Genomic DNA, 25,852 nt, shown 5'->3' with positions numbered 1-25,852 from the left:
ATGAGCCATCAGACGATGATCACCGGGCGCTCCCGCACACTTCCCGCGCCCGCCGGGATCCTCCTCACCCCCGCCGGGCGGGCACGGCCTTTCCCGTCCGAGGCGCGTGGCCGCCGGGCCACGCCCGAGGCCGGACCGGTCCGCGGGCGCCTGGTGAGCCAGTGGTAGGCATCGTCCTCATCTCGCACAGCGGCCCGCTGGCGGCCGAGGTGGCGCTGCTGGCCTCGCAGATCGGCGGCTCGAACGTCCCGCTGGCCGCCGCGGGCGGCACCGACGACGGCGGCCTCGGGACCAGCCCGGACCTGGTGGCGGCGGCGATCGAGGAGGTGGACCGGGGGGACGGGGTGATCCTCATCCCCGACCTGGGAAGCTCGGTCCTCACCGCCCGGCTCTTCGCGGACGAGTGGGTGGTCATCGCCGACGTGCCGTTCGTGGAGGGGACGATCTCGGCCGTCGTGTCGGCGGGCACCGGCTCTCCGCTGCCGGTCGTGCTCGCGGCGGCCGAGGAGGCGAGGACCTTCCGCAAGCTCTGACACGAAACCCCCGCCCTCCGGGGAGAGCGGGGGTCCCGGCGCGGGGCCGGTGCGGACCGAGGCGCTGGCGTACGCGAGGCCGGGCCGGTCGGTGCGGACCGAGGCGCTGGCGTACGCGAGGCCGGGCCGGTCGGTGCGGACCGAGGCTCCGGCATACGGCCAAGCAAGGCCGGTCGGTGCGGACCGAGACTCCGGCACACGCGCCAGGTGAGACCGTCGGTGCGGACCGAGGCTCCGATCGACGCACGCGAGGTGAGGCTAGCGGGTGGCGAGCAGGCCCTCCAGCAGGCCGAGGACGGCCTGGACCGGAGGGGGCGTGGTGCCGAACTCCACGTCGGTCCCGCTGACGGAGTCCATCACGCTGACCGAGCTCTGCGGCAGCCCCCAGCGCTCACCGCCGTCGTGGCCCACGCCGACCTCGATACCGGCGAAGGTGACGTACTCCCAGTTCTTGAGCTCCCTCCTGAGCGCCTCGTGACCGCGCACGGTGGCCCACTCGGCGACGGCCGCGAGGATGTCGCTGAGCGTGTTCTCGCGCTCCTTCAGGTCTCCGGACTGGAGTTCCTCGATCAGGCGGTCCAGCTCGGCGCGCTGGGCGAGAAGTGCGTTGAGGTCGCTCATAAGGGGGCCTTTCAGGGGAGGTGAGAAGTATGCGGGTGGAAGCGGCGCGTTCTGTCGAAGGTCGTTCACGAGAGGATCGGGCCTCCACCCGGGCAGAACCCCGCCGCGATCCGCGAGCTGCCGGAGGCTTCGCCGATCGCTGGAGAGGACATTGCCGTCATGCGTCACATAATGGTGCCGTACGAGCCCACCCTGCGTCGATCCGTCTCGGTGAATCATCACCGCTCAGAGGCATCCGGCATCGAGCCGGACCCCTCGCGGCGGGGTGGTACGGGTCAGGGTACGGCGTCGTGGGCGCGGGCGGTGAGATCGAGGTACTCCTCACGGCCCAGCGTACGGACCTCGAAGCCGAGCCCGCGCCGCGCGGCGAAGCGGTGCGCGTCCTCCAGCGGCCAGGGGCCGGGCAGGTGGCGGACGGGCCCGCCCTCGCCGTCCACCACGAACAGCCCGGACAGCCCCTCGTGGCGGTAGGCCATCAGGCCGGCCGCGCGTCCCGGGCCGGGCCCGATCTCCAGGTCGTCGGGCACCATCCGCGCGCCGAGCCGGACGCGCAGCGTCCTCCCCCGCGAGACGGAGAGGTACGGGCCCCCGGGCGGCCCGAGCGCGGTGCCGCGCCGGACGCGCCGGCCGTGCCACGCCTCTCGCGCGGGCCTCAGCACGACGAGCAGGGGGGCGAAGAAGACCGCGAGCCACTTGGCGTCCAGCAGGTCCAGCAGCATCCCGCCCAGCGCGGACAGCCCCCGCCACGCGAACCAGCCGCCCGCCGTGACGACGTAGGCCATCGCGAACAACCCCGCCACCCCGGCGCAGACCGCGACGGTCTTCCTGGCCCTGGACATCCGGGGGACGGCCAGCCCGGCGAGGCGCGCCCAGCCGGGCCCCCGCCTGCTCAGCGTGGTGCGCACCCACCTCGACGGCGCCACCAGGGCGTCGTGCACGGGGAGTCTCCGCCCGGCCGCGAAGGCGGCCACCTCGTGGGGCGGCCACTCGCCCGGGAGGTCGGCGAGCACCAGCCCGTCGGCGTCGAGCACGGCGAGCCCGGTGAGGGTGCGCGTCTCCTCCTTGCCGGAGACGAGCACCCGGCGCTCGTACCGGTAGTGGTACAGGGAGGCTGGCAGGAGCCGCAGCGCGCGTCCCGCCGCCGGATCGGCCGCGACCAGCGTCCGGCCGTCCCAGCTGAGCGTGGTCGCGGGGCAGGGCGCGCCCTCCAGCGCCCCCTCGCACGGCCGGAGCTCGCCGGACACCTCGTCGTACGGCCGGAGCCGGAGCGCCACCTCGCGGGGAGAGTGGTCGCCGCGCACCGGCAGCCCCACGTCCGCCGTGTTGCGCCATCCCCGCGCCCGGGTCTCGAGGTCGGCGCGCCCCTCCCGCTCCGAGGCGTGGGGCCGATACTCGAACAACAGCCCGGCGTGCACGGCGAACGCCTCCACCAGGTGACGGGGCCTGGCCCCCGGGGAGTCGAGCATGCCCTTTCCCCGGGCGTTCAGGATCGCGACCCCGTAGACGACCCCGTTCTCGCGGGGAAGGCGGTACATGACCAGGCGGTCCGCGCGGTCCCGGCCGGTGAGCGGCAACCGGATCGGATGTCGCCCCGGCACGTCGACGACGAGACAGTCCTCGTCCACCCACATCTCACACCCGCCCCCGGCGAGCGATCGTGTCGCCCCTATCGCTACCCCCGCCTTCCCCGCGGCGATGCCCCGTTCTTCCCGGATGACGGATAAGGCGCCCGTAAAGTTCCGCCCTCCACGGAAACATCGTCCCTCCCGTTGACGATGTTTCACCGCCGTCCCTAATATCGTCCCTGCCGGAGACAATGTACGAAGACGGTGTCCGGAGACGATGTCCGGAGACGATGTCCGGAGACGATGTCCGGAGACGATGTCCGGAGACGATGTCCGGTGCGCCGGGCGAGCGGGACCCCGTCTCGGGCGCGCAGGAACGGGACCCGCGGAGGAGGCCGGGAAGACACCATGACCGAGCACTTCCTCGGCGTCCTCGGCATCGGCGAGGCGCTGGGGGTGAGCCGGCACGCGGTGCACAAATGGCGCTCCCGCTATCCGGGCGACTCGCGTCACCCCTTTCCCGAGCCCGACGTCGAGGTCGACGGAGCCCCCGGCTGGCGGGCCGACCGGCTGGAGGAGATCGCGCGGTGGCGCGACGGCCTGCCGGGCCGCGGCGCGGGCGGGGGCCGTCCTTCCGCCGCGCGTCAGGAGTACCTGAGAGCGGCGGCGGCGCACGGCCTGGACCGGGACGAGGCGGTACGCGCGCTCGTCACGTTCACCGAGGAGTTCCCCGAGATGACCGAGCCGGAGATCCGCGCCTGGCTCATCGGGAAATGGCGCGGGTGACACTTCCCGGCGGCACTTCCCGCCGATACTCACCACCAGCACTTTTCCGACAGCACACCTCAAACGGAAGGCGATGACGCATGCCCGAAATCGGCGGGAGCACCGCACCGGGGTTCGAAGGGGTGCGCGAGGCGTTCGCGGCCAATCTGGCCGGCGGGCAGGAGGTGGGCGCCGCGGTCGGCGTCTACCTGCACGGCCGGAAGGTCGTCGACCTGTGGGGCGGGATCGCCGACCCCGCGACCGGCCGCCGCTGGGAGCGCGACACGCTGCAGGTCGTGTTCTCCACCACCAAGGGCGTCACGGCCGCCTGCGCGCACCTGCTGGCCCAGCGGGGCGAGCTGGACCTCGACGCGCCCGTCGCCGACTACTGGCCGGAGTTCGCGGCGAACGGCAAGGAGCGCGTCCCGGTCCGCTGGCTGCTCACCCACCAGGCCGGGCTGCCCGCGATCGACCACCCGATCACCCCCGCGGAGGCGATCGCCTGGGACCCGATGGTGACCGCCCTCGCCGCCCAGCGGCCCTTCTGGGAGCCGGGCACCGAGCACGGCTACCACGCGCACACCTACGGCTGGCTGGTCGGGGAGGTCGTCCGCCGGGTGACCGGCCGCGGCATCGGCACGTTCCTCGCCGAGGAGATAGCCGCGCCGCTCGGCCTGGACCTGTGGATCGGGCTGCCGGAGAGCGAGCTGCCCCGGGTCAGCCGGATCGTCGCCGCCCCGGTCGACCTGGACGCGCTCGCCCGGATCGACCTGGACTCCCTGCCCGAGCCCGTACGCGAGGTGATGCGGGCGTACGCCGACCCCACCTCGCTGACCGTGCGGGCGATGAGCGTCGTCACGCCGATGCTGAACCACGACGACCCCGCCGAGCAGGTCGCCGAGATGCCCTCCAGCAACGGCGTCTGCACGGCCCGCGCGCTGGCCCGTTTCTACGCCGCGCTCATCGGCGAGGTCGACGGGCACCGCGTTCTCGAGCCGGGCACCCTGGCCGCGGCGACCGCGGAACAGGCCGCCGGCGTCGACCGGGTCCTGCGGGTACCGGTCCGGATCGGCACCGGTTTCGGCCTGCCGACCCCCGACGCCTTCTGGTACAGCCCGACCGCCTTCGGGTTCCCCGGCTACGGCGGCTCGCTCGGCTTCGCCGACCCGGAGACCGGCCTCGCCTTCGGCTACGTCATGAACCACATCCAGGAGGGCGTGCCCGACCGCAGGGCCGCCGACCTCCTCGACGCGGTCCACGACGCCGTCAAGACCCAGGCCCGCTGAGACAGGCGGCAGGCCGTCGTACGTGGCCGGCGCGCGACTCGCACGCGACGACTGGAGTGACGGACCGGTTGTCCGGGCGGCGCCTTCACGGCACCACCCGGAACGGCACCACCGGAACGGCACCACCGGAACGGCATCGCCCGGACGCGGTCACCCGGTGGCGCAGGCCCTTCCGTTGAGGCCGAAGCCCACGGGGACGGGCGAGGACCCGCTGTAGGAGGCGACGAACCCGGCCTGGACCGACGAACCGGCGGGGATGACCTTGTTCCACTGCTTGCCCGTGCCGGTGAGCCGTGAGCCGGTCTGGGTCCAGTCCGCCGACCAGCCCGAGGTGAGGCGTACGGCCGACGTCGGGTAGTCGACCGTCAGCGTCCAGCCGTCGATCGCGGTTCTACCGGTGTTGCGCACGGTGACCTGAGCGGTCAGCCCCGAACCCCACGTCGTCGCGCGGTACGACACGGTGCACGACGGGCCCGGCGTCGGCGTCGGGCTCGGGGAGGGGAGCCCTTCCCTGGACGGGACGGACAGCGGGTCGGACGGCGCGCCGAGGTTGCCGGCCGCGTCCCTGGCGACCACGACGTAGGTGTAACGCTGCCCGGTGACCAGGCCGGACTCGGTGAAGAGCAGGAAGCCGGGAGAGACCGTGCCGACCTTGACATAGGTCGTCGCGGTCTCGCGGTAGACGTCGTACGCCGTCACCGCCACGTTGTCGCTCGACGGCTGCCAGCAGAACGCGGTGCCCCGGAAGTCCCACAGGCAGGGCTCGTTCAGGCCGGTCGGCTTGGACGGGGGCACGCGGTCGCCCGGCAGCGGGGTCGGCGAGGCGGTCGGCGGCACGCCGACCGTCGCCGACACCGTGATCAGGGCGGAGGGCGGGCTGACGTTCCCCGCCGCGTCCCTGGCCACGACGTACATCGTGTACGAGCGGTTCAGCTCGCCCGAGAAGCCGCCGACCGTGCCGGTCGTGGTGGAGGCGAGGACGAAACCGCCGACGTCCAGGCGGTACAGGTCGTAGCCGACGACCCCCGTGTCGTCCGTCGAGGGGTTCCAGCAGATGGAGGCGTATCCGGTCGGGGCGGGGGCGGCCGGCACCGGGCAGGGCCGCGTTCCGGCGGGACGCGTCGGCGGGCTGGTGTCGCCGGCCGCTTCAGCCGCGCGGCCCCCGGCCGCCCCCGCCGGAACGACGGCGTGCGGGGCGTCCCTCGCGAGAACGGGAGCGTACGGAGCGTTCCCCGCCGGGACGGCGGCCAGTGCCGTCCCGGCGGCCGGGCCGGTCAGCGGTGCGGCGACGAGTAGCGCCAGGGCGAGAAGCCCGAGGGTGAGAAGAACCGCCATCAGGGATCGCCTGCCGAATTGCATGATGCCCCTATCGAACCGCGTCGGCCTGTGACCCCCCGCAGGGATTGTGAATCATCCCCGGCATCCCGTAAAGCCGCGATTTCACCGGCGAAGAAACGCGCAGGTAGACGGCATATACGGCCCATTATGGCTATATACGGACTATCGGCATATCACACCCGAAACCGCCGCGATCGTCTGCGCCTTCGAGCCTTTCCGGTCAACTCGTCCCGTCCTTTTTTCGCCGCCGATTCCCATCGCGGAAGGACGGCCCGGGTCCGCGGTGCGAGGTGCGACGGTTCGGCACGGACCCGGCGGCCTGAAAGCGGGAAAGAAGGGACGGGACCGGATTCGTCCAGGGATCGGCCGTCGGATCGTCAGCGCGGGTCGCGGCCGAGGTAGCGGAGCAGGTCGTCGGCGACCGGGGTGGAGGAGGGACCGCCGGTGGCCTCGACCACCGGCGCGTAGGCGCCCCACTGGCGCAGCGGTTCGACGATCCCCCGCGCCGCGGCGAGAAGGTGACCGGCCAGCTCGTCGTCGAGCGGGGACGGCCGGCCCGTGGCGATCGCGACGTCCCAGGCGTGCACGGCGGCGTCGAGCGCGCACATCACCGCGGCGACCGGAGTGGGCAGGTCACCGTGCGGCAGCGGCGTCGGAACGGTCTCGGTGTCGTCGGCGACCGTCGCCCACGCCGCGGCGGTCCGCTCGACGGCGTCCCTCACCAGCTGTGCCGCGGTGCCGTCGACGGCTCCGGAAGGCGAGAAGGGGTCGTAGGCCGGGCCGTTCCCGATGCCGAGCATCTTCGCGTAGGCGAGCTGGTCACCCGCGGCGTGCTGGATCACCTGGGTGACCGTCCATTCCGAGCACGGGGTGGCGTTGTCCCACTGGCCGTCCCGCACGCCCGCGACGCTGTTCTCCAGCGCCAGGTAGGAGGCGGCCAGCACCTCACGCCAGACCGGCCGCAGGGAGGTGACGGTGGCGGTGGTGGTGGTGTTCATGATCTCGCCTTTCGATCTCTTCCTTGCCTGTGACATCAATCTATGGGCCCATTAGGCTGTTTTCGTTCCTAATGACGACCCGGGACGAGAAGAGATCCATGGCTCCGACGACGACGCGAGTGCTGCGCCTGCTGTCCCTGCTGCAGGACCGGTCCCACACCGGCCGCGAGCTCGCCGAACACCTCGGCGTCACCGGGCGCACCCTGCGGCAGGACATCCAGCGCCTCCGCGAACTCGGCTACCCGGTGCACGCCGCACGCGGCGCGGTGGGCGGATACCGGCTCGGGCAGGGCGCGAAGATGCCCCCGCTGCTGCTCGACGACGACGAGGCGGTGGCCGTGGCGCTCGCCGTCGGCCTGGCCGAGGACGGCTCCACCGGGATCGCCGACATCGACGCCAGCCTCACCCGAGCGCTCGCCAAGCTCCAGCGGATCCTCCCGAAACGCCTGCAGCGCAAGGTGACCGCCCTGCGGTCGGCCACCGCGGTCGGGCCCGCCACGGTCGGCTCCCGCGAGCCGGACGCCCCGGTGCCCGCCGCGACCCTCACCGTCGTCGCGGGCGCGATTCGCGACGGCGCGACCCTGCTGGCGACCCGCGCCGGCACCAAGCCCCAGCCCCAGACCGACACCGACAACGAGGTGGAGGTGGAGCCCTACCGCCTGATCAGCTGGCGCCGCCGCTGGTTCCTGGTCGCCTACGACCTCGGCGCGCACGCCTGGCGGGCGCTGCCCGTCGCCGACCTGACCGGCGTCCGGGCCGCGTCCCGCCGCTTCGCGCCCCGCTCCCTGCCCGACGACGACCTGGTCGCCTTCGTCCTGCGCGAAGTCGCGCGGACCGGCTGGAAGGTGCACGCTCGCGTTACCGTCCTCGCCCCCGCCGAGACCGTGATCGCCCGTATCAACCCCGCCGTCGGCGTCGTCGAGGCCGTCGACTCCCACTCCAGCGTCCTCGTCACCGGCGCCGACGCCCTGGAGACCATCGCCGTCTACCTCAGCATGCTGATGATGGACTTCCGCGTCGACGGCCCACCCGAACTGGTCGCCCACATCCGAACCCTCGCCCGCCGCTACACCGAAGCCCTCGACGGCTAGACCCGGCCGGTCTGTCGCGCTACTGCGTAGAGGCGGAGCACAGCCGCGTCCGGCATCTGAGGCAGGCACCTGAACGTGACGGTGCCCCCGCCAGAGGACGAGTCGAGGCGGGGGCACCGGTCGCGGTCGGCTGTTCAGCGGACGTCCCGCCTCTGAGATGCCGCTCCAACCGCGATCGCCCCCGCAGGCGGCCCCTGGTAGCGCACCACCGCCCGCGGGGAGTTCAGGAAGTGAAGGTGTGACCGGCCCGCCCTCGGTGCACCCGCTCCACCTGGGTGGCCAGCACCGCGGCGAGCGCCTCGGCGGAGAAACACATGAAGCTTTCGCGGACGCCGGCGGCCTTCTGCTTCTCTGTCAGCGGAGCGCGCAGCCCGGCATGCCAGACGGGCGCGGACAGGTCGGCCACACAGGTGATGTCCCAGCCCGGGTACGCCTGTCGCAGCGCTCCCAGTTGCCGTTCGGCCAGCTCCGCCGCCTCGTCGGAGAACTGGGCCTCACCACGAACGAACGCCTCCTCGTTCGTCACGACGCCGCCGCGCCGCGCACGCCCCGCCGCTTCGACCTCGGCGAGCTGACGACACAGATCGGCCGGTCCGGTCGCGTGCAGGGTGCGGGAGCAGACGCATTCCGGGAGACGGCACGGGCCGGTCGCGTACCAGGTACTGGCGGCCCGCCAGATCCGCCAGGGCGGGAAGGCGCGGCCGAGGTGCAGCAGGAGGGCGTGGGCTTGGTCGTCGGTCAGCAGGAGCGGCTCAGGGAAGGAAGCCATGCTCAGGACCTTAGGGCGGACCGACACGCACCTTGAAGGACAGTGCACCAAGATGCGCATGAGCTGTTTCACTCATGCGAGACAAGCACCTTGCCGCACCTTCTGCTACTCGTCGGACATCAGAGCATCCAGAGCACGGTCGATCAATGCCCGCGCCTCCCGGCCGTAGACCGCCACGTCGGCGAGTCGAGCGAACGAGCCCAGGTAGGCACTCACCTCGCCGACCTGGGTGATGGTGAGCTCCGCAGTAAGGGTCTCAACAGAGACATGTTGGTCATCGAAGATGTGAAACCCGTGGATCGGCTCAACCGGGTAGCGGACCTCGAAGGGGATGACGCCGAGGCGAATCGTCCGCATCGTCGAGGCGACCGCCAGCTTTTCCAGCTGACCGGCCAGGACCTCGACCGAGCACAGGCGAAGCTTCAAGACGGACTCGGTGACAACGAAGTGGAAGCGCCGGCCGGTGGAGTAGAGGAGCTGCTGGCGGGCCATCCGGGCGGCGACGGCTTCATGGAGATCATCGGTCGCGTTGTCATAGGCGACCGCCTCGGCGAGCCGCTCACGGGCGTACTCAGGCGTCTGCAGCAGACCTGGAACAAAGCAGGTCTCGAAGTTGCGAACAAAGGTGGCCGCCGCTTCGACCTCGGCGAACGCGCGTTGCCGCCCTGCCATGCCCGCGCGGAACATCCTGCGGAATTCGATGTACTGGCCTTCCAGCGATCGCAGAGCGGCGATCAGCTCGCGAGCCTGCTCCGGCACCCCGCAGGACGCCGCCCAGGCCTCAAGGTCGGCGTCGGACGGCGTCTGCTTCCCACTCTCGATCTTGGAGATCTTCGTGCGGTGCCAGCCGTGAGCCGCGGCGAGCTCGGCTCCCGTCAGGCGGGCGTCCCGCCGCAGCTCGCGCAGACGGACACCGAGCGCTTCACGGGCTTTCTGGTAGGTCGACACGTCCCTTGTACTCAATCCACGGGACGGCGTGGTGGCGAGCCACATCCCGGTAGTAGCAGTGCTTCACGATCACAGCCGGATCGTCGATGAGGTCCGCGCCGAGAAGCACGTCGTCATCGCCGAACCTCAAAATGAGCAGCGCAGTGGAGTCGATCAGCCAGAAGTCATGCTCGGGCAGATCGACCGCAGCCGCCTGGTGGCGGGGCAGGTACCCGATGTCCTCACCAGCGGCGGTGTTGTACGCCGCCAGGGCGAGCCCGAACCGCGTGTAGTCGCTGTACGGCTCGGACACCACCCGGACCCGTTCCATCCGCCAACCGGCGGCGAGCCGGGGACCAAGCTCCTCGACCCAGTCGGCCATGTAGGAGGAATCCAGATGCCCACTGGTCAGGAACCGGCGCAGAACCTCGGCCTCGGACGGCTCGTTGTAGCGGTCGCGGACCTCCAGCCGGAACGCCGTGTGCTCGAAGCCGAGAACCAGGTCGGTGAACTCCGGGATGTCGACGAACCGAGTCACTCGGGCTTCCGCGCGAAGGTGAGGAGGTGGGCAGGGACTTCCACGTAGAACTCGTCGTCTTGGAGACCGACCAGGTCGGCGATCGCTTCCCGGTCGGTGACGCGTTTGCCCTGGACGACGTAGGTGCCACGGTCGGTGGCGTACAAGGCGGGGCAGCCGCTCTTTCCGCTGGAGGTGCCGAGCAGGGTGAGTCTCATGGTGCGCCTTCCGGTGGGGTTGATGCGTTCGGTTCTGATGCTCAACCGTGCTTAAACATGCGTCAAGATGCTCTGCAGATCGGTCAGCGTGGCCCCTCGCTCAGGGATGTGTGACAGCAAGATCGCGGCACCCTCCGTGGCGGGGGTACGGCGCCCTGTCCGCGACACCCGTGGCACTCCCCGGGGTCAGGGTTGTCGCGGGTGAGAGCCTTCCGGCAGGTGTCGCGAGACCCCGCCCGGCGGGCCGGCAGTGCTCCGAAGCCCTCATGAAGATCAAGAAGCTTTTTCGGTGCTCTCCCCCACGCGCAGCCGTACGCGAGACTCTGCTGCGGTCAGCGCCGGCGAGGGGCTGGTGCGCCGCCCGTCTGCCTGCTTCGCTGGTGCCATGACGAATTTTCGGCGCCCCACCCGATCCTCCTGGCGCGCCTTGGCCACGCTGGTCGTGATGACCCTCCTACTGGGTGTCGCGATCGCTGCGGGCGTCTGGTGGGTGCTGACGATGGCGTGGGATGCCCTGTGGGGGCCGCCGATGCTTCCTGTCACCCGCTCCTAGTGACTCGGCTCAGCCGCCATGAGAGCCCGCCGCAAGGTGTAGGCGGCGGGCGCGCCTGGTGTATCCGCTCCACCTGCGTGGACACGTAGACGTTCTGGGCGAGGTAGGAAACCCCGGGCCATAGGCCGTTCAGGGGAAGCCTCCGCAGGTCCGGGACCTGCCCTTCCTACTTGTAGCGGAAGTAGACGAAGAGGCGGCCGTGGTTCTTGGCGTCCTTGTCGATGCGGTGGTAGAGGGCCTTGATCTCCTTCTGCTCCAGGAAGCGCAGGACCTTCTTCTTCAGCTGGCCCGAGCCCTTGCCGGGGATGATCTCGACCTCGGTGGCCTTCTTCCTGATGGCCTCGTCGATGATGCCCCGCAGCGCCTTGTCGATCTCCCCGCCCTTGTTGTAGAGGGGGTGTAGATCAAGCTTGAGCTTCAACCGAGCCTCCCGCGTGTCAGGTGCGGCCAGTTTACGCGGGGCGGGCCGCCTCACCTTCTCGGCCGCCCTGCCCTCTCGGCCGCCCTGCCCTCTCGACCGCCTCACCTTCGCGGCGGCCCCGGCGATCACGCTCCACCGTCACGGCGGCCCGCGAACTCACATCGCGCCGGTGCGGCGAAAGCCCGAAGCCACCGACCTCGGGGAGACCGAATCACCTGTCGAGTCTGCGAGCAAATTTGACCAATTCCCACGATTATTGTGTCAATTTAACGATCTAGGCAAACAAATGCCCTCTAGTTAGGCTCCCTGTCATGATCGGCCGCCTTCCGGGGTGGCCGATCGCGCGTCACCCACCGGGGAGGGTCACGGCCTTCCGGCATGCCCTGCCCCGGGCGCGCGCGGCTGGTCTCCCCTCCCTGCGGCTCAGCGGTTCATGCGTGCCTACAGGAGGTCTCGTTGGCCAGCAAGCCCTACTCACCGAGGATCAGACGCGTGGCGGTGCTCGCCGCCGGCGTCGGGCTCGTCGCGGCGATGGCGCCGCCGGCGAGCGCCGATCCCACCCCCACCCCCACGCCGTCCGCCAAGTGGACGGCGACCCCCCTGACCGGAGGTGAGCCGGTCCAGGGCGCGAAGTCCCCCACCGGCAAACTCGCCCGGAGTGACGAGGGGCTGCTGAAGTCGACCTCGGGCGCCACGGTCAATGTGATGGTCAAGCTCGACTACGACTCTTTCGCCGCCTACCAGGGCGGTCTCGAAGGACTTCCCGCGACGAGTCCGGCGAAGACCGGAAAGGCTCTCGACGTCAAGAGCGGCGACGCGAAGAAATACCAGAAGCACATCGAGGACGTCGAGAACACCTTCCTCGCCGAGCTGGCCAGGAACGTTCCAGGCGCCACGGCGGGCCAGAAGCTGCGGACCGTCTACGGCGGCATCGCGCTGCGCGTCCCCGCCAACAAGGCGGCCTCGCTGCTGAAGCTGCCCGGTGTGGCCGCCGTCCAGGAGGACAAGCCCGAGCAGCTGCTGACCGACTCCAGCCCCGCGTTCATCGGAGCGCCCGCGATCTACAGCAAGCTGGGCGGCAGCTCCTCGTCGGGCAAGGGTGTCATCGTCGGCATCCTGGACTCCGGCGCCTGGCCCGAGCACCCCCAGTTCGCCGACCCCGGCACGCTGCCCGCCGCACCCGCGACCAAGGACGGCACGCCGCGCGTCTGTGACTTCGGCGACAACCCGCTCACCCCGGCGGCCGACCCGTTCGTCTGCAACCGGAAGATCATCGGTGGTGCTCCGTTCCTGGACACCTACAACGCGAACGTCGGCGGCGAGACCTTCCCGGACAGCGCCCGCGACTCCAACGGCCACGGCACCCACACCGCGACGACCTCGGCGGGCGGCCCGGTGGCCGACACGAACCCGCTCGGCATCAGCCGCGGGCCGATCCACGGCATCGCCCCGGCGGCGCACGTGTCGGTCTACAAGGTCTGCGGCCAGGCCGGCTGCTACCCCTCCGACTCCGCCCAGGCGGTCGGCCGGGCCATCCTCGACGGCGTCCGGGTGATCAACTTCTCGATCTCCGGCGGCACCTCCCCCTACAGCGACCCGGTGGAGCTCGCCTTCCTCGACGCGTACTCGGCGGGCGTGCTCGTCTCGGCCTCGGCGGGCAACGCCGGTCCCGGCGCGGCGACCGTCAACCACGTCAGCCCGTGGGTGACCACGGTGGCGGCCTCCACGCAGACCAGGACCTTCCAGTCGACCATCACGCTGTCCGGTTCCGGCGGCGCGACGGCCTCGGTGAAGGGCGCCTCCATCACCCCGGGCATCGCCTCCGCGCTGCCGGTGGTGCTGGCCTCGGCGCCGCCGTACTCCAACGCGCTCTGCACCGCCCCCGCTCCCCCCGGCCTGTTCACCGGGAAGATCGTCGTCTGTCAGCGCGGTCCCGACCGGGTCCTGAAGGGCTTCAACGTCCGGCAGGGCGGCGCGGCCGGGATGATCCTGTACAACGCCACCCCGCTCGATGTGATGACGGACAACCACTGGGTCCCCTCCGTCCACATCGACAAGCCGGAGGGTGACGCCCTGCTCGCGTTCCTGACGGCCAACCCGAGCACGACGGCCTCGTTCACCCAGGGCACCAAGGCCACCTGGCAGGGCGACGCGATCACCACGTTCTCCTCGCGCGGCCCCGGCGGCGACTTCCTCAAGCCGGACGTCACCGCCCCCGGCCTGCACATCCTGGCCGGTCAGACGCCGCTGCTGGAAGGTCCGGCCGGTGGTCCTCCGGGCAACCTGTACCAGGTCATCTCGGGCACCTCGATGTCGTCGCCGCACGTCGCGGGCTCCGCGGCCCTGGTGTTCGCGCTGCACCCGACCTGGACACCGGGCCAGGTGAAGTCCGCGCTGGAGACGACGGCCAAGACCTCGGTCACCAAGCAGGACCGCGTCACCCCGGCCGACCCGTTCGACACCGGCGGCGGGCGCATCGACCTGACCAAGGCCGGCGACCCCGGCCTGACCCTGGACGAGACGGGCGAGAACTTCACCGCCTCGGCCGACGACCCGATCAACCGCATCGACCTGAACCTGCCGTCGGTGAACGCCCCGATCATGCCGGGTCTCATCACCGCCAAGCGGACGTTCACCAACGTCACGGACAAGACGCTCACCTTCACCGCCACGGGCACGACCGTGAGCGGCGCGAACATCACGGTGCTGCCGCCGCTGTTCAGCGTGAAGCCGGGCAAGAGCGTCAAGCTCAGCGTGGTGATCACCGCGCCGGACCTGGCCGAGGGCCAGTACTTCGGCCAGGTGAACCTCAAGCAGGTGGGCGGCTCGCGCAACCTGCACCTGCCGGTCGCGTTCGTCCGCAAGGAGGGCGCCATCCCGGTGGACCAGACCTGCGCACCGGCCACCATCCCGCGCAACACCGGCGAGTCCACCTGCACGGTGACCGTGCAGAACGACACCCTGGAGGACGCCGAGGTCACGGCGCTCAGCACGCTCGACGGCAAGCTGCGCCTGAACTCGGTGACCGGCGCCACCAAGATCGGTTCTCAGGTCGCGACGGCGAAGGCCACCCTCGCGGCCAGGCAGCCCGACAGGCCGGGCATCGCCCCGGGCACCGGTCCGGCACCGTACCTGCCGCTCGACGCCTTCGGCATCGCGCCGACGCCGATCGGTGACGAGCAGGCGCTCAACTTCACCGTGCCCCCGTTCCAGTACGCGGGCAACACCTACACCAGGCTCGGCATCGTCTCCAACGGCTACACGATCGCCGGGGGAAGCTCGGGCTCGGCCGACGTGGCGTTCCAGCCGCAGACCCTGCCCGACCCCGCGGTCCCGAACAACGTGCTCGCCCCCTACTGGACCGACCTGGACGGCACCGGCGCGCCGGGCCTCTACGTCGGCACGCTGACCGACGGCGTGAGTGACTGGCTCGTCGTCGAGTGGCGGGTCAACCTCTACGGTACGAGCGACCTCAAGGTCTTCCAGCAGTGGATCGGCCTGAACGGGACCGAGGACATCACCTACACCTACGACCCGGACAACCTGCCCGGCGATCCCCCGGCGGGCTACGGCCTCACCGTGGGCGCCGAGAACGCCGACGGCACCGCGGGTGGCCAGATCACCGGCCCGCCGACCGAGGACCTCCGGGTGGCCAGCACGCCCGGCGCCCCGGGAGGCAGCCTGAGCTACACGATGAAGATCAAGGGCGTCAGCCCCGGGATCGGGACGGTGACGACGGGCACGTCGACACCGCAGGTCAAGGGCCTGACGATCGAGGTGGACAGGATAACCGTGCAGTAGCGGGAACGTGATGGGCCCGGCGCGCCGCGCCGGGCCCATCCGGGCTCACGAAGAAAACGGACCCGTCCGTGCTCACGGGCTCGGGCCTGTCCGGGCTCACGAACCCGCGGGCCCGGAGCCTGTCCGTGCTGCGACCTCGCGCCCATCCGGGCTCACGGAGAACCCGGGCCCGTCCGTGCTCACGGGCTCGGGCCTGTCCGGGCTCGGAGCCTGTCCGTACTGCGACCTCGGGACCACCCGGACCCGCAGGCCCGGGATCAGCGGTGGAGATAGTCGACCAGGTGGGCCTTCTCGGTCTCCAGCGCCTCGATGGAGCTCTTGACCACGTCGCCGATGCTCACGATCCCGGCCAGCCGGCCGGCGTCCACGACCGGCACGTGCCGGATTCGGTGCGTGGTCATGGTCTGACGGAGGTCTTCGACGTCGGCGTCGGGCGGGCAGGTGCGGACCTCGGTCGTCATGATCGACGACACCGGCTCGTCCAGCACGCCGGCGCCGCGGTCGTGCAGCCGCCGCACGACGTCGCGCTCGGAGACGATGCCCGCGATGGACGAGCCGTCCTCGGACACCACCACGGCACCGATGTTCTTCTCGGCCAGCATGGCCAGCAGCGCGGTGACCGTCGCATCTGGGCGGACGGTCGCCACCTCCGCTCCCTTGCCTTGCAGAATCGTACCGATCAGCATTTGACACCACCTCGGTTCAGCCTGGCGCGGGTATCCCTGTCCTTTGCCCCTTTGTGCCCCACGCTAAGCGCCCAGGAGGGCAAAGCGTGTGATTGTCAGGTGACGGGCAGCAGCCGTACCGCGTCGAGGGCGAGGGTGAGTTCCACGATGTCGAGCGGGCGCGCGAGAGAGCGGCCGGTGAGCTGCTCGATGCGGCGGATGCGGTTGAAGACCGTGTTGCGGTGGCAGTACAGCTGCCCCGCGGCGCGCATGGCCGAGCCCTCGCACTTCAGCCACGCCTCCAGGGTGCCGAGGAGCACCTCCCGGTCGGCCTGGTCGAGGGCGAGGATGGGCCGCAGCACAGCGCCGCTGAGGTGACCGGCGAGCTCGGGCTGGCTGACCACCAGCGCGGCGGGCAGCCTGTCCTCCAGCCTGGCGATCTCCGGGCCCTCGCCCACGCAGGTCCGCAGGGCCAGCTCGGCGAGCCGCCTGGCGCGGCCCAGCTCCGCCAGCCCCTCCACGACCGGGCTGATCCCCGCGCATCCGGTGACGTGCGGGCGGAGCTCCTCGGCCAGGTCGTCCATGTTCGCGTCGTGCAGCAGCACGACGGACACCTCGTAGTCGGGACGCATCCGCCACAGCAGGCGCATCACGCCCAGGGCGGTCGGCCGGGGGGCGTCGTCCCCGTGGTCGTGGCGGCCGGGCAGCCGGGTGATGACGACGGCGTACCGTCCCAGCTCGGGCAGGTCGAGCCCGGCGGCGGCGCTGCGGACGAGGGCGGCGTCGACCCGGTCCTCCAGGAGCGCGTCGAGCAGGGCCTGGACCCTCTCGGCTGTGCGGCCGAACATCTCGGCCTCCCGTCTTCGGTAGGCCTCGGCGGCGGCGATCGCCTGCCTGTCGATGGCGTGCCACACCTTCGTGGCGCTGCGGAGCAGGACCGGCAGGCTGTCTGATTCCTCTTCGGCGACCACGTCGATGAGACCGTCCCACATCACCTGCGCGGAGAGCCGGTAGCTGCGCAGCAGGGAGTCCATGGGCAGTCCCTGCTCGGCCCTGCGCCGGGCGGTCTTCTCCGCCTGCGGCAGGTCACACCGTTCGGAGCGGGGCAGCAGGATGGCGCCGATGCCGTCCCGCATCGCCTCGTAGACGCTCTGCCAGTGGTCGTCGGTGGGCACCATCCGCCGGTACGCCTCGTCGGTGTCGCGGATCTTCGCGACAAGCTCGTCGGTGAGCTCGGGAAGTCTCCGCAACAGCCTGCGGGCGGCCAGGCGCATGATCCTGCGTACTTCGTCGTCCGTAACCGGCCGGGTCCCCATCTGGGGATCGTGACAGCAAGGGACCTGGCCGAACAAGGTTCTGTTCTGTTTCGTGACCCGGGGTTGTGCGCGCGCACAACCGGCACCCGCCCCGCATGGGCGCCCGCCTCGACTTCACCCTGCCCTCTGGACGCCGGTGAAACGCCTCGGTTGGGTGCGTTCATCGGCTGTCAGGAGGCAACACATGGACGTGCACGACCCTCGCCCGCCCGGAGATTCCGGGCTGGTCGTCAGGGATCTGGCGGTGAGTTACGGCCCGGTCCTGGCCCTGCGGGGTGTCTCGCTGAACGTCCCGCGCGGCTCGGTCGTCGCGGTGCTCGGCGGCAACGGCGCGGGCAAGTCGACCCTGCTGCGCGCCGTCTCGGGCACCCTCAGGTTCCACCGGGGCGGGATCACCTCCGGCGAGGTCGGGTTCGGCGGTACGCGCCTGTCCGGCACGGCCACCTCGGCCGTGGTGGCGAGGGGCGTCGTCCAGGTGCCCGAGGGGCGCAGGGTCTTCGCGCGGATGACCGTGGAGGAGAACCTGAGGGCCGGCGCCCTCGGCGCGCCCGACCGGCGCACGGCGGCCGAGGCGCGGGAGAGCGTGCTCGCGCTCTTCCCCGTGCTCGCCGAACGGGCCGGGCAGCGCGCGGGCCTGCTGTCCGGGGGCGAGCAGCAGATGCTCGCCATCGGCCGCGCGCTGATGGCGAGGCCGAGAATGCTGCTGCTGGACGAGCCCACCCTCGGTCTCGCGCCGATGATGGCCGCCAAAATCGCCGACACCGTCCGCGAGATCAACGCGCGGGGCACCACGGTGCTCCTGGTGGAGCAGAACGCCGCGATGGCCCTCTCCCTGGCCTCGCACGCCTACGTGCTGGAGGTCGGCGAGGTGGTGCTGTCGGGACCGGCCGCCGAGCTCGCCGCGAGCGACGAGGTGCGCCGCCGCTACCTGGGCATCGAGGACCCGGTCCCGGTCGTCCCGGGATCGCCGGAGAACCCGGGGACCTCCCGCCCGGTGCTGGCGAGGTGGTCCGCGTGAGTGACACATACCAACCGGACGGTACGGATACTTCCATTCCCCGGCTCGACGTGCGTGACGTGACCGTGCGCTTCGCCGGGCTCACCGCGCTGGACGCCGTCGGCTTCAGCGTCGAGCCCGGCAGCGTCCACGCGGTGATCGGGCCCAACGGGGCGGGCAAGTCGACGTGCTTCAACGTCCTGTCGGGCGTCTACCGGGCCACCTCGGGCAGCGTGCGGTTCGGCGACGCGGAGCTGACCTCCCTGGCCCCGCACCGCATCGCCGCCCTGGGGGTGGCGCGCACCTTCCAGAACATCGCCCTGTCGCCGCGCCTGTCGGTGCGGGACAACCTGATGCTCGGCCGCCACCGGCTGACCCGCGCCGGGTTCGTCTCGGCCGGGCTGCGGCTGCCGTCGGCCCGGCGCGAGGCCGCCGCGCACGGCGAGCGGGTGACCGAGATCGCGGCGTTCGTCGGGCTCTCCGAACGGCTGGCCACACCCGTGGGGCTGCTGCCGTACGGCGTGCAGAAGCGCGTGGAGCTGGCGCGGGCCCTGTGCATGGAGCCCCGGCTGCTGCTGCTGGACGAGCCGGTCGCCGGCATGAACGGCGGCGAGCGCCGCGACATGGCCGAGCTGATCGTCGCGGTGCGGGAGAGCCTCGGCATCTCGATCCTGCTGGTCGAGCACGACATGGGGATCGTCATGCGGCTCGCCGACGCGGTGACGGTCCTGGACTTCGGCAGGCGCATCGCGGACGGGTCCCCCGGCGAGGTGCAGAACGACCCCGAGGTGGTCCGCGCCTACCTGGGCGCGGCGGCGGAGAGCACCCCGGCCAAGGACACCCTGGTCGAGGACGCGCTGGCCGGGAGCACGGAGAACACCGAGAGCCCGGAGCACACCGGGAGCCCGGAGAACGCCGGGCACACCGGAGACACCGGAGACACCGGGAAAGCCGACAAAGCCGGAGACACCGGGAACGCCGGGAACGCCGGCGACACCGGCGACACCGGCGACACCGGCGACACCGACAACACCGGCGACACCGGCGACACCGGCGACACCGACGACTCCGGGAAAACGACGACCCGAGGCACCGCGCGCGAGAGCGCGGCGGGCAAGGACGAGGAGGTCGCTTCGTGATCACTTTTCTCGAACTCCTGGTGAACGGGATCTCCGTCGGAGCCGTGTACGCGCTGATCGCCCTGGGCTTCGTCATCATCTTCAAGGCGACCGAGGTGGTGAACTTCGCGCACGCCTCGCTGCTGCTGGTCGGCGGCTTCATCGTGGCGAAGCTGCACCCGTCGGTCGGCTTCTGGACGGCCCTGCTGATGGGCGTCGCCGGGGCGGCCGTGGTGGGCGCCCTCGTCGAGTTCCTGATCATCCGCAGGGCGAACGTCGCCTCGCACAGCGTGCTCGCGATCGTGACGATCGGCGTCGACATCGTGCTGACGACCGAGCTGACCAGGCAGATCGGCACCGACGTGCTCGCCCTGGGCGATCCGTGGCACGACCGGGTGCTGCATATCGGAGACGTCAGCGTCGCCCAGACCCGGGTGGTCGCGCTCGCCGTCGCGGCGGCTCTGATCACCGCGTTCCTGCTGGCGTTCAAGTACACGAACTGGGGCATCGCGATGCGCGCCACCGCGGAGGACGCGGAGACCGCCGCGCTGATGGGCGTGCGGCGCGGGCGGGTCTCGATGGGTGCCTGGGCGGTCGCCGGGGCGCTCGCCGCCGTCGCCGCGCTCTTCCTGTGCGTCTTCCCCACCCCGGGGCTGGACCGCAGCACCACGTTCGCGGCCATGAAGGCGTTCCCCGCGGCGATCCTCGGCGGCCTCGACTCCACCACGGGCGCGCTGGCCGGGGGGCTGATCATCGGCATCACCGAGGCCATGATGAGCGGCTACCAGAACGACCTGGCCTTCCTCGGCCGGGGCATCGGCGACGTCGCGCCGTTCCTCGTGATGATCGTTGTCCTGCTCATCCGCCCCGCGGGGCTGTTCGGGACGAGGGAGCTGGCACGTGTCTAAGAAGGTCATCCTCTCCTGCGTCGCGCTGGTCGCGGCGGCGATCGCCGTGCCGTTCTACCTGGAGGGCTTCTGGCTGCAGGCCGGGCTCTTCGCGATGTCGGCGGCGATCGGGGCGATCGGCATCAACCTGCTGACCGGCGCCACCGGGCAGCTGTCCATGGGCCACGCGTTCTTCCTCGCGGTCGGCGCGTACGCCTACGTCTACTTCGGCTCCGAGCCGGAGGGCGGCGCGCACGCCCTCGGCGGCCTGGGGCTGCCCACGCCCGTCGCGGCGCTGCTCGCGGTGCTCACGGCGGGCGTCGCGGGCGGGGTGTTCAGCCCCATCGCGGGACGCCTGAAGGGCGCCTACCTCGGCATCGCCACCCTCGCGCTGATCTTCGTCGGCCAGCACGTGCTGTTCAACGCCGAACCCGTGACGGGCGGCTACAACGGGCGGACGGTGCCGCCGATGGAGCTGTTCGGGTTCGCGTTCGCCGACACCCCGGAGCTGGTGGTGGCGCAGGTGCCGTTCGGTTCGCTGGAGCGGCTCTGGTTCCTGGGGCTGGTCCTGCTGACCGGCGCGGCGCTGTTCGCCCGCGGGGTGCTGCGCGGCCGACCCGGGCGGGCCATGAACACCATCCGCGACCACGAGATCGCGGCCGGGGTGATGGGCGTGCCGGTGGCCCGCTACCGGGCCGGGGTGTTCGTGCTGTCGTCGATGTACGGCGGGCTGGCCGGGGTCCTGATCGCGCTGGTCTTCCAGCGCACCGTGCCCGACTACTTCGGCCTGCTGCTCTCCCTCGACTACCTCGCGATGATCATCATCGGCGGGCTCGGCTCCGTCGCGGGCGCGGTGATCGGCGCGATCTTCATCTCGATGCTCCCCCAGCTGCTCAGCCGCTACAGCGACGCCCTGCCGCTGGTGGCCGAGCCGGGCTCCGGCGGGGTGTCGCCCGCCGAGGCGGCCCGCATCCTGTACGGCGCCGCCGTCGTCGTCATCGTCCTCTTCCTGCCCGGCGGGCTGCTCGGCCTCGCCGGGCGCCTGCGCCTGGCGGTCGACCGGCGGCTCACCCCCGCCTCCGCCCGCCGGGCTCCCGCGGCAACGAAGCCCCCGCTGTCCCCATCCCCATCCCCATCCCCATCCCCATCCCCATCTCCCTCCCCCTCCCCCGACACAAGGAACTGATGACATGGGAATCCCAAGAACCCCGGTCCGACACATCGCGGTACTCGCCGCCCTCGCCCTGGCCGTCACCGCGTGCGCCAGCGAGAAGGCCACCGGGGGCAGCGGCGCCGCCGCCCCCTCCGCCGTCGGGGGGGACGGCGTGAAGACGGGCCCCGGCGTCACCGCCGACAAGATCACGATCGGCATGATGACCGACCTCACCGGCCCGTACGCCTCGTTCGGCAAGAGCCTGACGCAGGCGCAGCAGCTGTACTTCGAGCAGACGAACGCGGCCGGGGGCGTGTGCGGGCGGCAGCTGGAGGGCCTGGTGCGCGACCACGGCTACGACGCGCAGAAGGCGATCGCGGCCTACACCGAGATCGCCCCGAAGACGGTGGCGATCGCCCACTTCGTCGGCTCGCCCATGGTCAACGCGCTCAAGCAGCGCATCGAGACCGACCAGATGCTCACCATCCCGCAGGCCTGGGCGACCGGGCTGCTCGGCAGCAAGTCGATCCAGGTCACCGGGACGACCTACGACATCGACATGATCAACGGGGTGGACTTCCTGGCCAAGGAGAAGGGCATCAAGTCCGGGGACAAGATCGGTCACCTGTACTTCGAGGGCGACTACGGCGAGAGCGCGCTGAACGGCTCCAAGTACGCGTCCGAGAAGCTCGGCCTCACGCTCGTGGAGCAGAAGATCAAGGCCACCGACCAGGACATGAGCGCCCAGGTCGCCGCGTTCAAGGCGGAGGGCGTCAAGGCCATCCTGGTCTCCGTCGGCCCCAAGCAGACCGCCTCGCTCGTCGGCGTCTCGCTCGCCAAGGGCATGGACGTGCCGTTCGTCGGCAGCAACTCGGCCTACTCCCCGCAGCTGCTGCCCACCCCGGCCGGACCCGCCCTGCTGAAGGACTTCTACTACATAACGGCGGGCACGCCGATCAGCGCCGACATGCCCGCCATGAAGAAGCTGGCCGCCGACTACGCGGCGAAGTACCCGGACACGGCCATCGACAGCGGCGTCCCCTCGGGCTACTCGGCGGCGGCGATCGTCGTCGACGCGCTCAAGAAGGCCTGCGAGGGCAAGGACCTGACCCGGGCCGCCGTGGTCGCCGCGCACCGCGGCCAGTCGTCCTGGGGCGCGGAGTTCGGCACGGTCATGGACTTCACCACCTTCGACAAGCCCGCCTCGCTGCTGTCGTACGTGGCCAAGCCGGACAAGGCGGCCCTGGGCGGCGCGGTCATCTTCAAGGAGGCCGCGACCTCCGACCTGGCCAAGGAGTACCAGGTCCCGGTCGGCTGACCGGCGATCTGCGAGACGGCCCCGCACCCGCCGGGGCGCGGGACCGTACCGCCCCTGACCATCGTGGCGAGGGCAGGGACCTCCGCGCCCGGGATGCGGAGGCCCCGGTCGGCTGACCGGCGATCCGCGAGACGGCCCCGCACCCGCCGGGGCGCGGGACCGTACCGCCCCTGACCATCGTGGCGAGGGCAGGGACCTCCGCGCCCGGGGTGCGGGGCCGTACCGCCCCGGGCTAGCGTGGGGGCGTCCAGAAGACCTCCGCGCCCGGGGACACGATGACCCAGAAGCTCAACACCGGCAGCCACGACCTGCCGGTCTCCGACGCCCTCGCCGCGTTCATGAACACCGGCTGGGCCGACACGCACCGCGACGACCTGGCCCCGCTGCCGCAGGCCGCCTACACGGCCAAGCGGCGCGCCGCGCTCGCCGCCCGCTTCCCCGGCGAGCGGCTGGTGATCCCGTCCGGCACGCTCAAGGCGCGCAGCAACGACAGCGACTACCGGTTCCGGGCGCACAGCGCGTTCGCCTACCTCACCGGCGACCAGGAGCCCGACGACGTGCTGGTCGTCGAGCCCTCCGGGGAGGCCACGCTGTTCCTGCGCCCCCGCTCGCCGAGGTCGGCGCCGGGCCAGGCCGGGCAGGAGTTCTATCGCGACCGCCGTTACGGCGAGTTCTGGGTGGGCCGCCGCCCCGACCTGGCCGAGGCGGAGGCCGTCCACCAGATCGCCTGCGCGCCGATCGACAGGCTGGACGACGCGCTCACCGGGCCCGCGCGGGTGCTGCGCGGGGTGGACGCGTCCGTCGACGCGCGGGTCTCGCCCGGCGGCGGTGACGAGGAGCTGGAGACGTTCCTGTCCGAGACGCGGCTGGTCAAGGACGAGTGGGAGATCGCCGAGCTGCAGTTCTCGGTCGACGCGACCACGCGCGGGTTCGAGGACGTGAGGCGGGCCCTGCCCGCCGCCCTGGGGCACCGGCGCGGCGAGCGCTACCTGGAGGGGATCTTCGGCCTCCGCGCCCGCCTGGAGGGCAACGCGGTCGGCTACGACAGCATCGTGGCCTCCGGCGCGAACGCGTGCGTGCTGCACTGGATCCGCAACGACGGGCGGCTGGACGGCGACGAGCTGCTGCTCCTCGACGCGGGCGTGGAGACCGACCACCTCTACACCGCCGACATCACCAGGACCCTGCCGCTCTCCGGGCGCTTCAGCCCGATCCAGCGCCAGGTCTACGAGCTGGTGTACGAGGCCCAGGAGGCGGCGATCGCCACCCTGCGCCCGGGGGCGAGCTTCCGCGACTTCCACCGCGCGGCGATGCGCGTCATCGCGGAGGGCCTGCACGACTGGGGCGTGCTGAAGATCGGCGCGGACGAGGCGATGGAGCCCGGCAGCGGCCTGTACCGCCGCTACACGCTGTGCAGCAGCGGCCACATGCTGGGCATGGACGTGCACGACTGCGCCAGGGCCCGCTCGGAGGTCTACCTCGACGGCGTGCTGGAGGAAGGACAGGTGCTGACCGTCGAGCCGGGCCTCTACCTGCAGCCGGACGACCTGACGCTCCCGCCCGAGCTGCACGGCATCGGCGTGCGCATCGAGGACGACCTCGTCGTCACCGCCGACGGCGCCCGCCTCATGTCGGCCGGGCTGCCCCGCCACCCCGACGAGGTGGAGAGGTGGATGGGAGAGTCAGGCCTCGCGTGAGTCCAGGGAGTCCAGGGAGTCCAGGGGGTCCGGGGAGTCCGGGGAGTCCGGGGAGTCACGGGCCGATCGTCCGGGGGTGGGGTCGAGGAAGACCTGCGTCACCGAGGGGAACCGCTCCTTGAGCAAGCGTTCCACCCGGTCGGCGGCCCGTTCCAGCCCCGCCCCCGTGGTGTCGTCCACGAAGTCGACGCGGGCGGCGACCAGGATCTCGCCGGGGCCCAGCATCATGGTCAGGAGCTCCATCACGCTCTCGACCTCGGGCAGGGCGGTGATCTCCTCGCGGATCCGTTCCGTCAGCCCCTCGGGCGCGGACTGGCCGATCAGCAGGGAGACGTTGGCGCGGATGAGGTGGATCGCGACCCACAGGAGCAGCAGGCCGATCAGCACGGAGGCGGCCCCGTCCCAGAAGGACGAGCCGGTCAGCTGGGAGGCCAGCAGGCCCGCCGCCGCGATCAGCAGCCCGGCCAGGGCGGCCGCGTCCTCGAAGAGCACGGCCTTCAGCGCCGTGTCCGAGGTCTTCGCGACGTAGCGCCGCGGGGTCACCTCAAGGCGCCGGGCCGCCCCCCGCACCTGCGAGAGGGCCTTGAGGAACGAGATCCCCTCGATCACGAACGAGACCGCGAGGACCACGTACGAGATCGTCAGGTCGGTGAGCCTCTCCCCCGTGAGAATCTCGTGCACCCCGTGGGTGATGGAGAACCCGGCTCCGCCGATGAGGGTGGCGAAGGCCGCGAGCAGCGCCCAGAAGAACCCCGCCTTGCCGTAGCCGAACGGGTGCCGCGCGTCGGCGGGGTGCCCGCCCCTGCGCACCGCGACGAACAGCAGGGCCTCGGTGACGGTGTCCGCGGCGGAGTGGGCGGCCTCGGACAGCATCGCCGACGAACCGCTGATCAGCCCGGCGACCAGCTTGGCCACGGCGATCGCGAGATTGGCCAGACCCGCCACGATCACCGTGGCGAGACTCTCCGATCCGGCCTTGTCATCATCCGTCCCGTTCTGTGCCATGTGGTTACTTTACGGGTGCTTCATCCCTTACTTCCCAGCGGTGACGCGACCCGTCCCGCCCTGCCACCGGGTCCGTCCCCGCCCGGCTCACCGGGTCCGTCCCGCCCGGCCCACCGGCACGGGACCCGCGGGCGGGGGACACACGGGTTCCGTCACGTCGCCACCGCGTCCCCGCCATGTCCCGTCGTGTCCCCGCCGTGCCGCCCCCAGGTCCCCGCAGTGCCGCCACCGTGCCGTCACCGCGTTGCCGCATCGCCTGCCACGAGCGATCGGCACCTTCTGAGGTAAGTTCT

At 71.5% G+C, this 25,852-nt stretch carries 24 protein-coding genes; 12 read left to right on the top strand and 12 right to left on the bottom strand.

Annotation, left to right across the window (positions count from 1 at the left end; translation table 11 throughout):
• Both ABT053_RS03820 and ABT053_RS03815 read left to right on the top strand, forming a co-directional pair.
• Entirely contained in the window at positions 1 to 168 is a 168-nt protein-coding gene (locus ABT053_RS03820; RefSeq protein WP_350967306.1) for a hypothetical protein, read from the top strand.
• Positions 162 to 533 (top strand): PTS-dependent dihydroxyacetone kinase phosphotransferase subunit DhaM, encoded by a 372-nt coding sequence (locus ABT053_RS03815; RefSeq protein WP_350967305.1) that lies wholly within the window; start codon positions 162 to 164, stop codon positions 531 to 533. Before ABT053_RS03820 ends, ABT053_RS03815 begins: the two co-directional genes overlap by 7 nt.
• A 258-nt stretch (positions 534 to 791) precedes the next feature.
• Here the strand turns inward: ABT053_RS03815 and ABT053_RS03810 are convergent, their stop codons facing one another.
• Complete coding sequence (locus tag ABT053_RS03810; RefSeq protein ID WP_350967304.1) at positions 792 to 1,154, bottom strand: hypothetical protein; 363 nt, start codon at positions 1,152 to 1,154, stop codon at positions 792 to 794.
• Positions 1,155 to 1,429: 275 nt separating this feature from the next.
• The gene (locus tag ABT053_RS03805; RefSeq protein ID WP_350967303.1) at positions 1,430 to 2,779 is read right to left on the bottom strand and encodes a hypothetical protein; all 1,350 of its coding nucleotides are present in this window, start codon (positions 2,777 to 2,779) and stop codon (positions 1,430 to 1,432) included.
• A 348-nt stretch (positions 2,780 to 3,127) separates the two neighbouring features.
• Between ABT053_RS03805 and ABT053_RS03800 the strand changes: the two genes are divergently transcribed.
• Positions 3,128 to 3,505, top strand: coding sequence for a hypothetical protein (locus ABT053_RS03800; RefSeq protein ID WP_350967302.1), 378 nt, complete (start codon positions 3,128 to 3,130; stop codon positions 3,503 to 3,505).
• A gap of 80 nt (positions 3,506 to 3,585) precedes the next feature.
• Positions 3,586 to 4,770, top strand: a complete 1,185-nt coding sequence (locus tag ABT053_RS03795; RefSeq protein ID WP_350967301.1) for a serine hydrolase domain-containing protein — start codon at positions 3,586 to 3,588, stop codon at positions 4,768 to 4,770.
• Between the two features lie 150 nt (positions 4,771 to 4,920).
• Here ABT053_RS03795 and ABT053_RS03790 read toward each other — a convergent pair whose 3' ends face one another.
• Both ABT053_RS03790 and ABT053_RS03785 read right to left on the bottom strand, forming a co-directional pair.
• Entirely contained in the window at positions 4,921 to 6,105 is a 1,185-nt protein-coding gene (locus tag ABT053_RS03790) for a cellulose binding domain-containing protein (RefSeq protein WP_350967300.1), read from the bottom strand.
• A 380-nt stretch (positions 6,106 to 6,485) separates the two neighbouring features.
• Positions 6,486 to 7,106, bottom strand: a complete 621-nt coding sequence (locus tag ABT053_RS03785; RefSeq protein WP_350967299.1) for a TIGR03086 family metal-binding protein — start codon at positions 7,104 to 7,106, stop codon at positions 6,486 to 6,488.
• Positions 7,107 to 7,204: 98 nt separating this feature from the next.
• Here ABT053_RS03785 and ABT053_RS03780 point away from each other — a divergent pair, with 98 nt between their 5' ends.
• Complete coding sequence (locus ABT053_RS03780) at positions 7,205 to 8,197, top strand: helix-turn-helix transcriptional regulator (protein WP_350967298.1); 993 nt, start codon at positions 7,205 to 7,207, stop codon at positions 8,195 to 8,197.
• A gap of 223 nt (positions 8,198 to 8,420) precedes the next feature.
• On the opposite strand, the gene ABT053_RS03775 is transcribed toward ABT053_RS03780, so the two are convergent.
• The 5 genes from ABT053_RS03775 to ABT053_RS03755 all read right to left on the bottom strand — a co-directional run bounded on the left by ABT053_RS03775 (position 8,421) and on the right by ABT053_RS03755 (position 11,602).
• Positions 8,421 to 8,966 carry a hypothetical protein gene (locus ABT053_RS03775; RefSeq protein WP_350967297.1) on the bottom strand — a complete coding sequence of 182 codons (546 nt, stop codon included), beginning with the start codon at positions 8,964 to 8,966 and terminating at the stop codon, positions 8,421 to 8,423.
• 105 nt (positions 8,967 to 9,071) lie between these two features.
• A complete protein-coding gene (locus ABT053_RS03770; RefSeq protein ID WP_350967296.1) occupies positions 9,072 to 9,914 on the bottom strand; it encodes a helix-turn-helix domain-containing protein in 843 nt (280 codons plus the stop codon).
• Positions 9,889 to 10,431: a DUF6879 family protein gene (locus tag ABT053_RS03765; RefSeq protein ID WP_350967295.1), complete on the bottom strand. Its 543-nt coding sequence runs from the start codon at positions 10,429 to 10,431 to the stop codon at positions 9,889 to 9,891. Before ABT053_RS03765 ends, ABT053_RS03770 begins: the two co-directional genes overlap by 26 nt.
• Complete coding sequence (locus ABT053_RS03760) at positions 10,428 to 10,628, bottom strand: hypothetical protein (protein WP_350967294.1); 201 nt, start codon at positions 10,626 to 10,628, stop codon at positions 10,428 to 10,430. Before ABT053_RS03760 ends, ABT053_RS03765 begins: the two co-directional genes overlap by 4 nt.
• Before the next feature lie 719 nt (positions 10,629 to 11,347).
• On the bottom strand, positions 11,348 to 11,602 hold the full coding sequence (locus tag ABT053_RS03755; protein ID WP_329093428.1) for a Smr/MutS family protein: 255 nt from the start codon (positions 11,600 to 11,602) through the stop codon (positions 11,348 to 11,350).
• Positions 11,603 to 12,058: 456 nt separating this feature from the next.
• On the opposite strand from ABT053_RS03755, the gene ABT053_RS03750 reads away from it, so the two are divergent.
• Entirely contained in the window at positions 12,059 to 15,403 is a 3,345-nt protein-coding gene (locus ABT053_RS03750; protein ID WP_350967293.1) for a S8 family serine peptidase, read from the top strand.
• Between the two features lie 257 nt (positions 15,404 to 15,660).
• Here the strand turns inward: ABT053_RS03750 and ABT053_RS03745 are convergent, their stop codons facing one another.
• The gene (locus tag ABT053_RS03745) at positions 15,661 to 16,089 is read right to left on the bottom strand and encodes a CBS domain-containing protein (protein WP_350967292.1); all 429 of its coding nucleotides are present in this window, start codon (positions 16,087 to 16,089) and stop codon (positions 15,661 to 15,663) included.
• A gap of 95 nt (positions 16,090 to 16,184) precedes the next feature.
• Entirely contained in the window at positions 16,185 to 17,384 is a 1,200-nt protein-coding gene (locus ABT053_RS03740) for a PucR family transcriptional regulator (RefSeq protein ID WP_350967291.1), read from the bottom strand.
• Positions 17,385 to 17,568: 184 nt separating this feature from the next.
• Here ABT053_RS03740 and ABT053_RS03735 point away from each other — a divergent pair, with 184 nt between their 5' ends.
• From ABT053_RS03735 to ABT053_RS03710, 6 genes are all read left to right on the top strand, one after another.
• Complete coding sequence (locus tag ABT053_RS03735; protein ID WP_350967290.1) at positions 17,569 to 18,402, top strand: ABC transporter ATP-binding protein; 834 nt, start codon at positions 17,569 to 17,571, stop codon at positions 18,400 to 18,402.
• On the top strand, positions 18,399 to 19,520 hold the full coding sequence (locus tag ABT053_RS03730) for an ABC transporter ATP-binding protein (RefSeq protein WP_502991699.1): 1,122 nt from the start codon (positions 18,399 to 18,401) through the stop codon (positions 19,518 to 19,520). Before ABT053_RS03735 ends, ABT053_RS03730 begins: the two co-directional genes overlap by 4 nt.
• A complete protein-coding gene (locus ABT053_RS03725; RefSeq protein WP_350967289.1) occupies positions 19,517 to 20,407 on the top strand; it encodes a branched-chain amino acid ABC transporter permease in 891 nt (296 codons plus the stop codon). The genes ABT053_RS03730 and ABT053_RS03725 overlap by 4 nt, the downstream gene beginning before the upstream one ends.
• Positions 20,400 to 21,572, top strand: a complete 1,173-nt coding sequence (locus ABT053_RS03720) for a branched-chain amino acid ABC transporter permease (protein ID WP_350967288.1) — start codon at positions 20,400 to 20,402, stop codon at positions 21,570 to 21,572. Before ABT053_RS03725 ends, ABT053_RS03720 begins: the two co-directional genes overlap by 8 nt.
• Before the next feature lie 4 nt (positions 21,573 to 21,576).
• Positions 21,577 to 22,857, top strand: a complete 1,281-nt coding sequence (locus ABT053_RS03715) for an ABC transporter substrate-binding protein (protein ID WP_350967287.1) — start codon at positions 21,577 to 21,579, stop codon at positions 22,855 to 22,857.
• A gap of 275 nt (positions 22,858 to 23,132) precedes the next feature.
• On the top strand, positions 23,133 to 24,554 hold the full coding sequence (locus ABT053_RS03710) for an aminopeptidase P family protein (RefSeq protein ID WP_350967286.1): 1,422 nt from the start codon (positions 23,133 to 23,135) through the stop codon (positions 24,552 to 24,554).
• Here ABT053_RS03710 and ABT053_RS03705 read toward each other — a convergent pair.
• Positions 24,540 to 25,559 carry a cation diffusion facilitator family transporter gene (locus tag ABT053_RS03705; protein WP_350967285.1) on the bottom strand — a complete coding sequence of 340 codons (1,020 nt, stop codon included), beginning with the start codon at positions 25,557 to 25,559 and terminating at the stop codon, positions 24,540 to 24,542. The two genes, ABT053_RS03710 and ABT053_RS03705, sit on opposite strands and share 15 nt — an antisense overlap.
• Positions 25,560 to 25,852: the final 293 nt, after the last annotated feature.

The sequence above is a fragment of the Streptosporangium sp. NPDC002524 genome (assembly GCF_040295985.1).
Lineage (GTDB): Bacteria > Actinomycetota > Actinomycetes > Streptosporangiales > Streptosporangiaceae > Streptosporangium.
This window is presented reverse-complemented; position numbering and strand designations above follow the sequence as displayed.